Here is a 15,920-nt window from a genome sequence, read left to right on the forward strand (position 1 = left end):
TTGTCACAAGCGAAGCGAGCGTTTCGTATTTCACAAAAATTTAGTACTTTTATCTTTGTTGATAAATGTTAACAACTTACTTTTGCGATTAATTAACACTTAAAATTAACAACAGACAATGAAACATCTAAGCAGATTTTTAGCCGCTTCGCTACTAATTTTCGGATTGACATCGGTAAATGCACAGGACGAAAATAATCCTTGGGCAATTAGTATTGGTGTAAATGCCGTTGACACTTACCCAGTAGGTGATCCAGTAGAAGGACTTCGAGGAGAAGTATTTCAAGAATTTTTTAACGTAAACGATCACTGGAGTATTTTACCTTCTGTATCAGTTATCAACGTGTCTCGATATATCGGAGATGGGTTTGTAGTTGGAGTTACAGGATCGTTAAATCGTATTGATAAAATTGGAGACACTAGACCTTCTGGTTCTCTTGAGTACTATGCTGCAGACGCAGATGTTTCTTACAGCCTTAGAGACCTTATCAATGGAGAAGGTGGATGGTTTGATCCATATTTAGGAGTTGGAGCAGGTTACACCTGGTTAGAAAGTGTAGCAACCGGAGGGGTTCCTGGTTTTGGAACAGCAAACGCTTCTGCAGGAGTTCGTTTCTGGTTAGGAGAGCAAATAAATCTTGGTGTACAGTCTAAATATAAGCACGCTTTTGAAGATGAAGGAACAAAACACTTCCAACATCAAGCAACTATAGGTTTTGTTTTCGGAGGTAAAGATACTGACGGTGACGGAATTTACGATAGAGAAGATGAGTGTCCAGAAACTCCAGGTCTTCCTGAGTTTAATGGTTGTCCTGATACTGACGGTGATGGAATCCAAGATTCTAAAGATGCTTGTCCAACTGTATTCGGTCTTGCTGAATTTGATGGTTGTCCTGATACGGATGGTGACGGAATCCCAGATCCTAAAGATGCTTGTCCTACAGTTGCAGGTCTTGCAGCGTTAGGTGGATGTCCAGATGCAGATGGCGACGGAATAAAAGATAGCGAAGATGAGTGTCCTAATGAGGCTGGCCCACGTGAGAACAATGGTTGTCCTTATGCAGATAGAGATGGTGACGGAGTATTAGACAAAGACGATGAGTGTCCAGATGTTGCAGGTACTGTAGCAAACAATGGATGTCCAGAAATGTCTGTTGAGGTTCTTACAGATCTTAACGTGCAGTTCAAATCAGTTTTATTTGATTATGACAAAGCATCTATACGTCAAGAGTCTTACGGTACACTAGACAATATCGCTGGAATTATGAACGAGTATCCTAACTCACGTTTCCTTGTAGAAGGTCACACAGATTCTAGAGGTAGCGATTCTTATAACTTAGACCTTTCTAACCGTCGTGCTGCCTCTGTAATGAATTATCTTACAGGGAAAGGAATAGCATCAAGTCGTTTAGAGTCTAAAGGATTTGGAGAGACTATGCCAGTAGCAAGTAACAATACTGCTGCAGGACGTCAAGAAAACAGACGTGTACAGTTATCTCTTCTAGATAACTAGAAATACAATAAAATAAATACTGGAAAACGTCTCGAGTCATCGAGGCGTTTTTTATTTTTAGTGATGTATGGAATCATTTATTGAAGAAGTTGTCGCTACGGTATTAAAGCAGAACGACGATGTTACAAATACCTTGTTCATTGTCCCTAGCAGAAGGGCTGGAAACATGGTGCGTAGTGCACTTTCGCAAAAGCTTAATAAAACAATTTTTGCTCCAGAAATATTCAGTATCGAGGAGTTCATTGCGCATATTTCTGGCTTAAGAGCTATAGATGCAACCGAACAATTATTTACGCTTTTTAAAGTCTATCAAGAAAAAACACCGAAAGTTAATCAGGAATCATTTGCTGTCTTCTATGGTTGGGCACAAACTGTACTTCACGATTTTAACGAGATCGATAGGTATCTTGTTAGTCATAAAGAGTTTTTTGATTATCTAAGTGCCGTCCAAGAAATCAATCATTGGTCATCAGAAAATAATCAAACAGATATTATTAAACGTTACCTCGATTTTTGGGAAACACTTCCAGTACTTTACAAAGCATTTTGTACAAAACTTGAAAAACAAGGTAAAGGTCATCAAGGAATCATCTATAGAAAAGCCGCCGATGATGTAGAGTTTTACATCGAAAATAATAAAGACAAACAACACATATTCATAGGCTTCAATGCTCTTAATACCTCAGAGCAGCACATTATTCAAGCATTATTATCTGCGGGAAATACTTCAGTTTTTTGGGATGCAGAGGAGTGGTTTATGAAGAATAAGAAGCACGAGGCTTCCTATTTTTTAAGAGCTTATAAAAAGGAGTGGAAGTATTACCAGACGAACCCTTTTTTAGCCGTTTCAAATAATTATCCAGTCCAAAAAAATATACGATCCATCGCAGTAACTCAAGATATTGAGCAAGCTAAACTCGTAGGGCAACTATTACAACAATATACAAGTAGTAAAGAATTGCGCAATACCGCCGTTATTCTGAATGACGAACGGTTACTCATACCTATTCTTAATGCGCTTCCTGACCATATTAAAAAAGTAAATATCACAATGGGAGTGCCTCTAGGCCAAACGCCTACAGCAGCACTCTTTGACCAACTTTTTTTGTTACATACTCATGTTTCTCAACGTGGCTACTATTATAAACAAGTGGTTGCCATATTACAACATCAAGCCGTTGGAAAATTACTGGGGTCAAATTTAGAAAGGATTAAAAAAACAATAGCTAGCCAGAACTACGTCTACTTTTCTGAAAAGGAAATAAAAACAATGATCCTCCAGAACACAGAGAGTGATATTGTGGCCAGCCTATTTACAAGTTGGGATGATAACCCGAACAATGCCATAAAATTATGCCTCACATTCATTCAGGGGCTTAAAGAAAGCTTACTTCATAGTGATCATAAGGAAGCTCTTGCACTTGAGTACTTATTTGGTTTTTACAAGGTCTTTAATCAGCTCAAAAACTTAAATGACACTTATGCCTTCATTGAGGATGTGGCGACGCTTAGACGTTTTTATATGGATGTTATCGGTTCACATACTTTAGATTTAAGAGGAGATCCCTATGAAGGACTACAGATTATGGGCGTACTCGAGTCTAGACTCCTGGACTTTAAGAATATTATCATGACCTCTGTAAATGAGGGAGTGATACCTGCAGGAAAAAGCACTAACTCATACATTCCATATGACCTCAAACTAACATACAAACTGCCCACCTTCCGGGAGAAAGATGCAGTTTACGCCTATCACTTCTATAGATTATTGCATCGTGCAAACAATGTCGATTTTATATACACAACTTCGTCACAAGGAATAGGAAGTACAGAAAAGAGCCGTTTTATTTTACAGATGGAAATAGAAGGGCCACATGATCTAGCCAGTAGTGTTGCCACATCTTCATTTCAAGTTGCACCGTATACTGAAAATACAATCTTAAAGACTCCAGAAATAATATCCCGCTTACGCGAAATTGTACAATCCGGGCTTTCCCCATCATCACTCACAACATACATCAGAAATCCAATTGATTTTTATTACAAATACGTGCTGCGTATTAAGGAACGAGAAGATGTTGAAGAGACCGTAGCCGCAAATACAATGGGAACCATCGTTCATAATACCTTGGAAGAGCTCTATAAACCTTATGTAAACGTAAAACTCACAGCCCAAATCATCGAAGGCATGATTCTAAAAATTGATGCCGAGGTAAGAAATCAATTTGCAACCGAATACGGGCTCACACAGATCGCCCAAGGGAAGAATCTCATTATTTATCAAGTGGTGTGTCGCTACGTGGAGAACTATTTGCAGCTGCAGTTGTCCAGTTTAAAAAGCGGAGATACCATCGTCGTAAGAGGGTTGGAATCAAATCTTAATGTGTCATTTAAAAAAGAAATTAACTTCAAAGGAAAAGTAGATTTAGTAGAGGAGCGCAATGGTGATATACGCATTATAGATTACAAAACAGGAAAGGTAGAATCAAGGCACTTATCTCCTGCAAATTGGGAAGATTTACTTGACGACACCGGTAAATACGAGAAGGCATTCCAAGTTTTAATGTATGCTTATATGATGCATAAAAAAACGCCGCTGGCATTACCTATAAGCGCAGGGATTATCTCCTTTAAAAATTTAAAGTCTGGCTTTATGCCATTTAAAAAAGACAAGAGTACAGATATCACAGAAGAGACCTTGTCTTCTTTTTCAGAAATATTGGATCAGTTAATCGCCGAGATTTTAAATCCTGATATTCCCTTTGCTCAACCTACATAAAGTGCCCCTTACTTTGGGTCGTTCAGGAGCGAGTTAATAAAGATTAAGGAATTAATTTTTGATGATACGTTTTACCGTCGTAGCTTCACCTATAAGGATCTTAACCATATAGACACCAGCCTTTAAAGAAGTAAGGTCAACGGTGTTTTGATTGCCGTTTAATACTTTTTGACCCACAAGATTGTACACCTCATAAGAATCAATTGGCATATCGGTCTTGATGTTCACGATATCATTGGTCGGGTTCGGATATAGGGAGAGTGTTGCAATCGCCTGTTCGTTGATGCCCAATGAATTGCCGTCACAATCAAAAGGAGACATATTTACATAATTTGGACCATCCTCACCAACGATTGTAATTCCAGCATCTGGAGGATAGATATAAGATCCTTCATTTACATTCTGACCACCTACATTTAACATTGCACCTTCAGAGAAGGAATCAACAACACAAAAATTTTGTTGTAAAAAGCTATTTGCAAAACTTCTATAGATGTTTAATTCTCCAATAGTGGAAAGATTAATAGTTTCAATAAAATTTCCAGCAATATCAAGACGATTAATTTTAGGGATATTACCAAAAACAACTGAGGTCAACATATTGCCTCCAAAATTAAAAGTTTCGATTTCCACACTATTATTCCCTACAATGAGACTAGTTATATTATTAGAAGTAAACTCTAACACCTAATATTTAGAAGGTCCGTCCGTGTATAAAATTAATTCATCGATAAAATTTGCATTGTCAGCAATAACAATACGTAATTCAGGGTTTTGAGAAAGGTCCAAAGTGCCTTCTAAAAAGTTACGCGTTAGAATGATTTCCTCTAAAGCTGTAAAATAAAATGCTTCTGGAAAGACATCAATAAATTTTCTATCGAGGTCTAAAAATGTAACTTCGGCAGCTTCCGCTTCGGATATCTGGCCGTCGTTGTTGGTGTCAATACTCGGTTCTTGGTCGAGCATACCCTGTAAAGTGTCAGGGTCTTCAAATGTAATGTTCTGCGCAGTTGCGCTCGTGGCAACCATAGCGATTGCAATTAAGGTAAAAATGTAATTTTTCATTTAAAATGATTTGGGGACATAAAGATACCATTCGCAACGCGATGGTGCAATAAAATCGCCAAAGGCGATTTTCGACGGATTTTAAAAAATTATGACAAAACAATAAAAATTCTTTCATTTCCTGTGAAACAGCCATAGGTTAGGCCATTAAATAAGAAAGACGCAAAAAATGAGCGTCTTTCTTATCTGTAAGAATTTTGATTTACGACAATGTATGTCGCCTAACGACTTACCCCTGCATATTCTTAGCCTCAATACTCAAGGTTGCGTGAGGCACAAGTTTAAGCCGCTCGGGATTGATAAGCTTACCAGTAACTCGGCAAATACCGTACGTTTTGTTTTGAATACGGGTGAGGGCATTCTTAAGGTCACGTATAAACTTTTCCTGACGTATTGCAAGTGCGCTGTTAGACTCCTTACTCATTACCTGACTTCCTTCGTCAAAAGATTTAAACTGTGGAGAGGTATCATCTGTACCATTATTACCATCGTTTAGGTAAGCACTTTTAATAAGCTCAAGGTCGTGCTGTGCTTTTTCTATTTTCTTTAGGATGAGTTGCTTGAATTCCTCGAGCTGTGCATCGCTAAAACGTTCTTGTATGTCTGTCGCCATAACTTAATTTTTTGAAATGGTTAAAATTGTTTTTATATCATCAAAAGCAATCTCGAGGCCGTCATTTATAGTCGGAACGATCTCAAGACTATCTGCTAGTGTTTCTGCTTTAATATATGTTGCATTCGTCGCAATTGTCTCGTTAATCGATGCTTCTTCTTGTAACTTAATATGGATACGGTCTGTCACTTCCAGGCCAGAATCCTTACGTAAGTTTTGAATACGGTTTACAAGTTCCCGGGCCACGCCTTCTTTACGTAACTCGTCACTTATAGTTACATCTAACGCAACAGTTACTCCCGCATTACTAGCAACAAGCCACCCCTCGATATCTTGAGATGTTATCTCTACGTCTGAGGCCTCCAAAATAACATTTTCTCCTTTAATTTCAACAGTTAATTGTCCTTCGCGCTCGATTGTAGCAATATCTTTTGCTTCAAGTGAATTTATCTTGCTAGCAATCAGCTTCATATCTTTTCCGAAGCGTGGGCCCAATACCTTAAAATTAGGCTTGATTTGCTTCACTAGGATGCCAGAATCATCAGAAATAAGCTCGATTTCTTTTACGTTTACCTCAGATTTAATTAAATCTTCGACCGCATTTATCTCTTTTTTATCCACTTCATTCAGTACAGGAATCATAATACGCTGTAAGGGCTGGCGTACTTTGATTTTTTCTTTTGCCCTGAGCGAAAGCGTTAACGAACTTATAACCTGCGCCTTCTGCATCTTATGTTCTAACGCAGTATCGATATATTTCGTATCGCTCACAGGAAATTGTGCAAGGTGAATGCTTTCAAAATCTTCTCTTCCAGTTGTAGCGTTCAGGTCTTTGTAGAGCTTCTCCATAAAAAATGGAGCTACAGGAGCACTAAGCTTTGCAACCGTCTCTAGACACGTGTATAATGTTTGATAGGCAGAGATTTTATCTGTCGCATACTCACCTTTCCAGAAGCGTCTTCTACTCAAACGTACAAACCAGTTAGATAAGTTTTCTTGTACAAACTTGTCTATGGCTCTTGTCGCCTTAGTTGGTTCGTATTCCGCATAAAATTTGTCTACTTCGGCGATAAGCGAGTGTAGTTCTGATAAGATCCAGCGGTCTATTTCTGGACGTTTAGAAAGTTCTATTTCCGCTTCCGCGAAAGCGAAACTATCCAGATTTGCATACAGTGCAAAGAAGTTATACGTATTGTAAAGCGTCCCGAAAAACTTACGTTTTACCTCCTCGATGCCATCTAAATCAAACTTGAGATTGTCCCAAGGATTTGCATTAGAAATCATGTACCAGCGCGTCGCATCTGGCCCGTAGGTTTCAAGGGTCTCAAAAGGATCTGTAGCATTGCCGAGACGTTTAGACATTTTTTGTCCGTTCTTGTCAAGTACAAGTCCGTTAGAAACAACGTTTTTGTAGGCCACATCGTCAAAAATCATTGTCGCAATGGCGTGTAGCGTATAGAACCAACCACGAGTTTGATCTACACCTTCGGCGATGAAGTCTGCTTTGCGCCAAACATCTTCTACAAGCTCTTTATTTTCAAAAGGGTAGTGCCATTGCGCATAAGGCATTGATCCAGAGTCAAACCAAACATCGATCAAATCTGCCTCACGGGTCATAGGTTTACCGCTATCTGAAACAAGCGTGATTTTATCTACTACGTTTTTGTGAAGGTCTACCAGATCGTAGTTTTCCTCACTCATATCACCTACTTTAAATCCTTCAAAAGGATCTGTGGTCATTACACCTTTGTCTAATGCTTTTTGGATTTCGGCTTTTAGTTCTGCAATAGAACCTATCAAAAGTTCTTCTTTTCCATCTTCGGTACGCCAGATAGGTAATGGGATTCCCCAGAAACGACTACGTGATAAATTCCAGTCATTTGCATTTGCTAGCCAGTTACCAAAACGGCCTTCTCCTGTAGACTTCGGTTTCCAATTGATGCCCAGGTTTAACTCGTGCATACGGTCTTTAAAGTCGGTCACTTTGATAAACCAAGAATCTAGCGGATAATATAATACAGGCTTATCTGTACGCCAGCAGTGTGGGTAACTGTGTACGTATTTCTCAACCTTAAATGCTTTATTTTCTTCTTTTAAACGAATGGCAAGCTCAACGTCCATCGATTTCTCTGGAGCTTCACCATCGTTATAATATTCGTTTTTGATGTACTTATTTCCAAATTCTTTTAGCTCAGGGCGAAATTTTCCCTGAAGGTCTACAAGAGGAACCAAGTTTCCATCTCCATCTTTAATCAAAAGTGGCGGCACTTCTGGTGAAGCTAGTTTTGCAACAAGCGCATCATCTGCACCAAAGGTAGGTGCGGTGTGTACGATTCCTGTTCCATCCTCAGTCGTTACAAAGTCTCCAGCAATCACACGAAAGGCATCCTGCGGATTGTCATTAGGCTGTACGAAATCGAATAACTGCTCATAGCGAAGTTCTAATAAATCTGCGCCTTTACATTCTTTGATTATGTAATAGGGGATCTTTTTATCGCCAGCCTTGTAGGTATCCAGTTCTTCTTTCGCGGAAGCGGAAACAAACTTTTTATCAAATTGCTTAGCAACTAAGTTCTTTGCAAGAATGACGCGAGTAGGCTCAAAAGTATATTGATTAAAGGTCTCTACAAGTACATAATCAATCTTCTTTCCAACAGTAAGCGCGGTATTAGAAGGCAATGTCCAAGGCGTGGTCGTCCAGGCTAGAAAATAAGTCCTTCCGTCTGCAAGCTCTTTTGCAAGTGCGTTTTCACCTTGAGCGGTTACTTTAAACTGTGCCACCACCGTTGTGTCTGTAACGTCACGATACGCACCAGGTTGGTTAAGCTCGTGTGAGCTCAATCCTGTTCCGGCTTTTGGAGAATATGGCTGGATCGTGTAGCCTTTGTACAGCAAATCTTTATTGTAAATCTGTTTTAGGAGCCACCATACGGTCTCCATATATTTAGACTTATAGGTGATATATGGATCTTCCATATCTACCCAGTAGCCCATCTTTTCAGTAAGGTCATTCCAGATGTCTGTGTAGCGCATCACGGCTTTTTTACAAGCCTCGTTATACTCCTCTACAGAGATCTTTTTACCGATATCTTCTTTAGTAATACCAAGTTCTTTCTCAACCCCAAGTTCTACGGGAAGTCCGTGAGTATCCCAGCCAGCCTTGCGCTTTACTTGAAAGCCTTTCATCGTTTTGTAGCGTGGGAAAATGTCTTTAATCGCTCGAGCAAGCACGTGATGTACTCCAGGTAGTCCATTTGCACTAGGTGGTCCTTCAAAAAAAACATAGGGCTCTGCCCCATCTCTGGAAGAAATTGATTTTTCAAAAATGTCATTTTCCTTCCAGTAGGTAAGCACTTCGCTAGCAAGGCCAGGAAGGTCTAATCCTTTATATTCAGTGAACTTAGCGCTCATTTTACGGTCTTTATTATTTGTGCGCGAATTTACGGGTTTTTTGTTGGAAAATGCGTGACGTACTTTACTGATGCAAACAACTACTATATGTTACAACATTGAACATATAATACGGCAGTATAAGGCACTTAAAAGAAAGTCATAAGACGCAGGTTTAATACTTCTTGTAGCTAGCTTGATTACCTATTATTTTTCCAACTCCTTAACAAGCAACCAAGCGGCCTTGTTGTCAGAAGTTCTTATCGAACGCAATTCTGAAAGTGCATTTTTACTATCTGAGAAACTACCATACACTACTTGGTGTAGTCCGTAGCGGTTAGTTCCTATCTGACGGGCTTTGTAGCCTTTATCTCTGAGTTCAGAAACTTTTTTTGATGCATTTTCTGCCTGGCGGAAGGCACCAGCAACAATATGATATTTCCCCACAGGCTTCATTACCGAAAGTGTAACTGCAGGTAGCGGGTTTTCAATGATAAAAGTCGCTTCTTGAATCTTTCCTTCAAGTTGCTCATCTGCCTCTTGCTGTGAAGCGTAGTTGTATTCTTCTACATTCTGAACATACTTAAATCCAGCGAGACCTATTCCGCCCAGAATAACCATTCCGGCAACGGCATATTTTATCCAGCTGCTAGAGCGACGCTCTGGTGTAAAAGCAATAGGCGCTTTTTCTTCTAGTTTTTCGACTTCTTCCTTATATACTTCACGCGCAATTTGTGGTGTAGTAAATGAAGCAAGTCCAAAGGAGTCAGTTAAGTAATTGAGATGATACGAAGGCTCAAAAATTACGTGACTATCTGCCGTGAGCGATAGCGTCCCTATATTTTCTAGAACTTGAGTTTCTCCTCTGTGCAAGCTGTCAAAAAGAAAACGCACATAACTCGCAATGCGATTGTTTGCTTCCTCGTGAGGAATCATCTCACTTTTTGCAATATAATTAGCCAGCAGGCCGTCATTGTCGGTGAGTTGTGCATTAAACGATAAACGCTTTTGCGGTGGGTAAAATGCATTAGTACTTTCGTGTACGCGCGCACTTTTATATTGGGTGAGAAATGCACCAAAATTTGGTAAAATCACACACTCATATCTGTATAAAAGGTCGCTTATGTACTGGTCTAACTGCATATCTCAAAATTAACCAAAATCGCGAGTGAGCCAAGACTTTCTACAACATTTTATTAACACGCAGAAATATCGTTACTTAGACCGCTCAATCTTGGATTCTTATGTCAGAAAATGAACTTTTAACCCTCTTAACTTTGCAACATACGCCTAATCTGGGTGACGGAACCATTAAAAAGTTCATTAATATTTTTGGGAGTGCAGAAGAGGTCCTTCGGCAAAAGAAAAGTACGTTGTTAAAAATTGACGGCGTAGGGGAGCATAAATTAAGTGCTTTTGGTAAGGAGGAGTATTACGCTTTCGCGAAAGCGGAATTACAATACATACACGACAATAACATCCAGTACGCCACATACACAGATCCACATTACCCACAGAAACTAAAGCATTGCATAGATGGGCCGATACTACTCTTCTCTCGTGGAAATATAGACTGGAACAACCCGCGTATCATTAGTATCGTGGGGACGCGTAAGATTACCACCTATGGAACTGCATTTTTAGAAAAACTCATTGCAGACATCGCACCGCTTAATCCGCTTATAATCTCTGGATTTGCTTATGGTGTGGACATCACAGCCCATAAAGCGTGCGTCGAGCACGGAGTTCAAAACGTAGGAGTACTTGCCCACGGCCTGAATCAAATCTATCCCAAAGTACATTCAAAATACACCAAAGCCGTAGAAGCAAACGGCGGTTTTGTTACAGATTTTTGGAGTAGTGACAGTTTTGTGCATACTAACTTCTTGCAACGCAACCGTATTATCGCGGGACTGAGCGAAGCCACAATTGTCATAGAATCTGCTGCCAAGGGCGGTTCTCTTGTGACCGCTGAATTTGCAAATGGGTACAACCGTGACGTCTTTGCCGTTCCTGGTCGTGCAGATGACAAACAAAGTCTGGGTTGCAATAATCTTATTAAGCAGCAAAAGGCACACTTGATGACCAGCGCAGCAGACTTGCTATATATTTTAAACTGGAAAATAGACGAGGCCGCTCCCAAGGTGATCCAAAAACAACTTTTTGTAGAACTTACAGAAGAGGAAAAAATAATATGGCGCTTTCTCAATGAAAATGGGAAGGAGCAACTGGATATTATCGCCTTAAACTGTAAGCTCCCTACATTTAAAATAGCATCCCTGCTTTTGCAGATGGAAATGAAAGGTGTAATAAGAGCTTTACCGGGAAAACAGTTTGAGTTGGTATGATTATCTAGTAATAACTTATGGTCTCGGAATGATATACTTTTCCTGGAACCTGAGCAACGCATAGATAAAAGCACTCAATCCTATCATCTCTAGCAATTCTTCTATCGTATAAAGTATGAAAACAGGCCGTGACTTGTACATTGTGCTGTGATCTATGATGTGATTATCTATATACCACCCACCCATCATCTCAAACCCTACGGCCCCAATGATGAAGATAGTTCCGGCACTTATGAACGATATAAGCGTCCGTCGCGGAAGACTAAAAAGAGGTTTGACGATAAAGATTCCCAAAATGATAAGGGCAATGCCATAAGGAATAACCCAACTGTAATAAAAAATCCCAGAAGTTTCCACATTATCAGAAAAAGCGCCACCTATTTTTTCGTGAATGCGCAATAATTCATCTGCTCCTAAAAACAGGAAGATAACTCCTAGTGAAATCCAGAAAACGTTGTGTTTCTTAATTGCTAAATTACTAGTAGCTATTTTAAAAAGAAGTACACTTATAATCACATAGAGCAAGGTCGAAAAAACGGAAGGGGCATTCTTTTCCTCTCCAAAGTTTAGTTTTCTGAAGTACCAGTTTTCCGTACTCAAATTATTTGAAAGCGTATATGAATAGCTCCAAAAGTGAAGTATGAGTAACACGAAAATGGCAATTGCAAGAGCAATTGTAACCATTTTAGGAATATTGCGAGGAGTGGCTAGTCTTTTCAAAACGTATTCTTTAAAATAAAGAAGTCGAGCAATCTTTCAGGAGTTGCTCGACTTGATATTAGTTTTTACAAATAATTATTTTTTAAACGTCTTAGGAAGTTCTTTATATCCCATATTGTAAAGTGTAAACCCAAAGATATCTGCATACTGTTCAATGGTTTTAGAAACAGGTGTGCCAGCGCCGTGACCAGCGTCTGTCTCAATGCGGATTAATACTGGAGCATCACCAGCTTGTTTTTCCTGAAGTTCTGCAGCAAACTTAAAGGAATGTGCAGGCACCACACGGTCATCGTGATCTCCTGTTGTAACCATAGTCGCTGGATAGGGTACCCCTTCTTTAACATTGTGCACAGGAGAATATCCTTTAAGATATTCAAACATTTCCTTATTGTCCTCTGCTGTTCCATAGTCGTATGCCCATCCTGCTCCTGCGGTAAAAGTGTGATAACGTAGCATATCCATAACACCTACTGCTGGAAGCGCTACTTGGACTAAATCTGGTCTTTGGGTCATTGTTGCCCCCACAAGCAGTCCTCCGTTAGAACCTCCACGTATCGCGAGATATTCTTTTGAAGTATATTTATTATCGATCAGATATTCCGCAGCAGCTATGAAATCGTCAAAAACATTTTGCTTTTTCATCTTGGTTCCTGCATCGTGCCACTCTTTACCATATTCTCCACCACCACGTAGGTTAGGAACAGCATAAATTCCGCCTTGCTCCATCCATACTGCGTTTGCAATACTAAAACCAGGTGTTAAGCTCACGTTGAAACCTCCATAACCATAGAGTATGGTTGGATTTTTTCCGTTGAGCTCTGTTCCTTTTTTGTAGGTAATAATCATCGGGACTTTTGTGCCGTCTTTTGAACTGTAAAAAACTTGCTTGCTTTCAAAATTATCAGGATTAAAGTCGATATCTGGCTTGATAAAGAGTTCAGACTTACCACTCGCATAATCATATTTATAGATACTTCCAGGGGTTTTGTAATTTGAGAAGCTGTAATACGATTCTGTATAATCACGCTTCCCACCAAAACCACCTACACTTCCTACACCCGGCAAATCAATGTCGCGCACGAGCTTGCCATCGTAATCATATTGCTTTACTTTAGACACAGCGTCTACCATATACTCTGCAAAGAAGTAACCTCCGCCAGTACTTGGACTTAAAACATACTCAGTTTCTGGTATAAAATCTTTCCAGTTTTCTGGTGCTGGATTGCTTGCGTCTACGGTGATTATTTTTTGATTAGGAGCGTTTAAGTTCGTGACCATAAAAAGTTTACTGCCCTCATTCTCGATGAGGTAGGTGTCTGAGTCTTCGTGGTCAAGAATGGTGATAAAGTCACTATTTGGTTTGGTAAGATCTTTTAAAAACAGCTTTCCACCAGAAGTCGAGTTGCGGGCAGAAACAGTTAAATATCTATTATCCTCACTCACGCCACCACCTACGTAGCGGTGTTTTTGATCTGCAGTCCCGCCAAAGATGAGCTTATCACTAGACTGCGGTGTCCCCAGTTTATGATAGTATAGTTTATGCTGGTCTGTCTTTGCCGAAAGTTCGCTCCCCTTCGGTTTATCATAGCTTGAGTAGTAAAAACCTTCATTTTTGTACCAAGACATTCCAGAGAATTTCACATCAATAAGCGTGTCTTCTACAATTTCCTTTTTCTCCGTATCCATCACAAGAATCTTGCGCCAGTCACTTCCTCCTTCAGAGATTGCGTAGGCCAGAATACTTCCGTCATCAGAGAAGCTTGCGCCTCCTAGGGAGATGGTACCATCTTCGGCAAAGGTGTTTGGGTCTAAAAATACTTCGGCGGTGCTTGGGTCATCGCCTGTTTTATAACGGTAAATGACATACTGATTCTGCAATCCGTCATTTTTATAAAAATAGGTATAATCGCCTTCTTTGAATGGAGCGCCCACTTTCTCGTAGTTCCAAAGCTCAGAGAGCCTAGACTTTAACTCGTCTCTAAAAGGGATTTGATCCAGATATCCGTAAGTGGTTTCATTCTCACGTTTTACCCAATCCATTGTTTCTTCGCTTCGGTCGTCCTCGAGCCAGCGATAAGGGTCGGGAACTTCGGTGCCAAAATACGTATCTACGGTATCTACTTTTTTTGTTTCTGTATAATTCACAGCAATTTGGTTGGTTTTTTCTTCGGTTTCAGTTTTGCAGGCAGTTACAAGCGTAACGGTGCAAAGGAGTACTGCTAGTTTTCTCATAAGAAGGTGGTTTTTATAGGTACGCTTTCGCGAAAGCGTAACCCCTCAAATGTAACACGAGTACGTGAATTGTAGCTTATATTTAAGAAAACGTTAAATATTTTAAGAGAAAAACCAGCCCGATGAGCTGGTTTCAATGTAAAAAGGGGTGAAAGACGTTTTGTGAGTTATACCCACGCGTTAATAATTCCACCCATAATTGCGAGTGTGATGGTCCAATAACCTACAGCGATAATGACGTACTTGAACGAGCGTCGCTCGTATAGCGCAATAGTTCCTAAAATAGGCGCGACAAAAAGTAGTGCCATAAGCGCCCCGTGAAAAGCACCGTGCTTAAAGGTAAGATACGGTTCCTTCCCGTGAATCTCGCCATTACCGCCGCCAAACATCACTAGCCCCCAAAGCATAAAGGAGAGTACAAAGGCAAACACAAAACTCATCCCAAAGATGAGTGCCATATTTCCTGTTTTGATTTTTTCTTCGGTCATTCCAGACTCGCGCATCCACGCTTTTCCGAACAGCGGTCCGTACCAAAAAAACCCCACGACAAGTGAGGAGGCAGACGCGACGAGCATCGCGAGCCAATTAGGATTAAATCCGTCCATAAAAATTGATTGTATTGGTTAGTTAGTTTTAAAAGTATCAAAAAAATATGGTAGTTGAGCGTAAGAATATTCCAATTTGTTTAATATCAGCGCTTTGAAACGTCAATATTCTTAATTATCTTTAAACAGAACAACTTAAAATCACAGTAATATGAAGACACAAGAAATTGCAAATAATCTAGTGGAGTGGTGTAATAAAGGCGATTATGGCCGTTGCTACCAAGAATTATACAGCCCAAATATCGTAAGTATAGAACCCGAGTGGGCCGAAAACCCAAGAGCCGAAGGAATGGAAGCCGTTGCTAAAAAAGGAGAGTGGTGGGAAGAAAACTTTGAAGTACATAGCAGTACCGTTAGTGAACCTACTGTGGCAGATAATTGGTTCTCCGTACGCTTTGATATGGATACCACTCATAAACCTAGTGGACAGCGTAGTCGTATGCAAGAAATAGGAGTTTATCAAGTTAAGGATGGAAAAATTGTACAAGAGCAATTTTTCTATGATCAAGAATAAAGGCACAGCCTGAGGTGGTTGAGTGATTTTCTTTAAAACGCAGAGCGTTTTAAAGAAAATTGTATCGAAACCTCCGGAATCAAAATCTCAAGTTCTAAATTCCAATAAGACGATGTTGTTCTTGTGGAATTTGGGGATTTT

Annotated in this window: 12 protein-coding genes; 4 read left to right on the forward strand and 8 right to left on the reverse strand. The window is 39.9% G+C overall.

Annotation, left to right across the window (positions count from 1 at the left end; translation table 11 throughout):
- Positions 1–118: 118 nt before the first annotated feature.
- Together EAX61_RS02565 and EAX61_RS02570 are read left to right on the forward strand one after the other, a co-directional pair.
- The gene (locus EAX61_RS02565; RefSeq protein WP_121916095.1) at positions 119–1,513 is read left to right on the forward strand and encodes an OmpA family protein; all 1,395 of its coding nucleotides are present in this window, start codon (positions 119–121) and stop codon (positions 1,511–1,513) included.
- Between the two features lie 67 nt (positions 1,514–1,580).
- Positions 1,581–4,292, forward strand: a complete 2,712-nt coding sequence (locus tag EAX61_RS02570) for a PD-(D/E)XK nuclease family protein (RefSeq protein ID WP_121916096.1) — start codon at positions 1,581–1,583, stop codon at positions 4,290–4,292.
- Positions 4,293–4,343: 51 nt separating this feature from the next.
- On the opposite strand, the gene EAX61_RS02575 is transcribed toward EAX61_RS02570, so the two are convergent.
- From EAX61_RS02575 to EAX61_RS02595, 5 genes are all read right to left on the reverse strand, one after another.
- Complete coding sequence (locus EAX61_RS02575) at positions 4,344–4,979, reverse strand: T9SS type A sorting domain-containing protein (RefSeq protein ID WP_121916097.1); 636 nt, start codon at positions 4,977–4,979, stop codon at positions 4,344–4,346.
- The gene (locus EAX61_RS02580) at positions 4,980–5,357 is read right to left on the reverse strand and encodes a hypothetical protein (protein ID WP_121916098.1); all 378 of its coding nucleotides are present in this window, start codon (positions 5,355–5,357) and stop codon (positions 4,980–4,982) included.
- A gap of 229 nt (positions 5,358–5,586) precedes the next feature.
- A complete protein-coding gene (locus tag EAX61_RS02585; protein ID WP_121916099.1) occupies positions 5,587–5,970 on the reverse strand; it encodes a TraR/DksA family transcriptional regulator in 384 nt (127 codons plus the stop codon).
- 3 nt (positions 5,971–5,973) lie between these two features.
- Complete coding sequence (gene ileS, locus EAX61_RS02590) at positions 5,974–9,381, reverse strand: isoleucine--tRNA ligase (protein WP_121916100.1); 3,408 nt, start codon at positions 9,379–9,381, stop codon at positions 5,974–5,976.
- A 186-nt stretch (positions 9,382–9,567) separates the two neighbouring features.
- Positions 9,568–10,503, reverse strand: a complete 936-nt coding sequence (locus EAX61_RS02595) for an HU domain-containing protein (RefSeq protein WP_121916101.1) — start codon at positions 10,501–10,503, stop codon at positions 9,568–9,570.
- Between the two features lie 101 nt (positions 10,504–10,604).
- Here EAX61_RS02595 and dprA point away from each other — a divergent pair, with 101 nt between their 5' ends.
- On the forward strand, positions 10,605–11,708 hold the full coding sequence (dprA, locus tag EAX61_RS02600) for a DNA-processing protein DprA (protein ID WP_121916102.1): 1,104 nt from the start codon (positions 10,605–10,607) through the stop codon (positions 11,706–11,708).
- A 15-nt stretch (positions 11,709–11,723) separates the two neighbouring features.
- Here the strand turns inward: dprA and EAX61_RS02605 are convergent, their stop codons facing one another.
- The 3 genes from EAX61_RS02605 to EAX61_RS02615 form a co-directional block, all read right to left on the reverse strand.
- The gene (locus tag EAX61_RS02605; protein WP_147448323.1) at positions 11,724–12,428 is read right to left on the reverse strand and encodes a hypothetical protein; all 705 of its coding nucleotides are present in this window, start codon (positions 12,426–12,428) and stop codon (positions 11,724–11,726) included.
- A gap of 75 nt (positions 12,429–12,503) precedes the next feature.
- On the reverse strand, positions 12,504–14,660 hold the full coding sequence (locus EAX61_RS02610) for a prolyl oligopeptidase family serine peptidase (RefSeq protein WP_121916104.1): 2,157 nt from the start codon (positions 14,658–14,660) through the stop codon (positions 12,504–12,506).
- A gap of 167 nt (positions 14,661–14,827) precedes the next feature.
- A complete protein-coding gene (locus EAX61_RS02615; protein WP_121916105.1) occupies positions 14,828–15,265 on the reverse strand; it encodes a DUF1761 domain-containing protein in 438 nt (145 codons plus the stop codon).
- 151 nt (positions 15,266–15,416) lie between these two features.
- On the opposite strand from EAX61_RS02615, the gene EAX61_RS02620 reads away from it, so the two are divergent.
- Entirely contained in the window at positions 15,417–15,779 is a 363-nt protein-coding gene (locus EAX61_RS02620) for a nuclear transport factor 2 family protein (RefSeq protein ID WP_121916106.1), read from the forward strand.
- Positions 15,780–15,920: the final 141 nt, after the last annotated feature.

Origin of the sequence: Dokdonia sinensis, from assembly GCF_003688895.1 — a bacterium.
In the GTDB taxonomy this organism is placed as follows: domain Bacteria; phylum Bacteroidota; class Bacteroidia; order Flavobacteriales; family Flavobacteriaceae; genus Dokdonia; species Dokdonia sinensis.

Excerpts from the sequence above, each read along its gene's own strand:
- dprA (WP_121916102.1), top strand. The coding sequence starts at position 10,605 with ATGTCAGAAAATGAACTTTTAACCCTCTTAACTTTGCAACATACGCCT.
- EAX61_RS02585 (WP_121916099.1), bottom strand. The coding sequence starts at position 5,970 with ATGGCGACAGACATACAAGAACGTTTTAGCGATGCACAGCTCGAGGAA.
- EAX61_RS02580 (WP_121916098.1), bottom strand. The coding sequence starts at position 5,357 with ATGAAAAATTACATTTTTACCTTAATTGCAATCGCTATGGTTGCCACG.
- EAX61_RS02595 (WP_121916101.1), bottom strand. The coding sequence starts at position 10,503 with ATGCAGTTAGACCAGTACATAAGCGACCTTTTATACAGATATGAGTGT.
- EAX61_RS02620 (WP_121916106.1), top strand. The coding sequence starts at position 15,417 with ATGAAGACACAAGAAATTGCAAATAATCTAGTGGAGTGGTGTAATAAA.
- EAX61_RS02615 (WP_121916105.1), bottom strand. The coding sequence starts at position 15,265 with ATGGACGGATTTAATCCTAATTGGCTCGCGATGCTCGTCGCGTCTGCC.
- ileS (WP_121916100.1), bottom strand. The coding sequence starts at position 9,381 with ATGAGCGCTAAGTTCACTGAATATAAAGGATTAGACCTTCCTGGCCTT.
- EAX61_RS02565 (WP_121916095.1), top strand. The coding sequence starts at position 119 with ATGAAACATCTAAGCAGATTTTTAGCCGCTTCGCTACTAATTTTCGGA.
- EAX61_RS02610 (WP_121916104.1), bottom strand. The coding sequence starts at position 14,660 with ATGAGAAAACTAGCAGTACTCCTTTGCACCGTTACGCTTGTAACTGCC.
- EAX61_RS02570 (WP_121916096.1), top strand. The coding sequence starts at position 1,581 with ATGGAATCATTTATTGAAGAAGTTGTCGCTACGGTATTAAAGCAGAAC.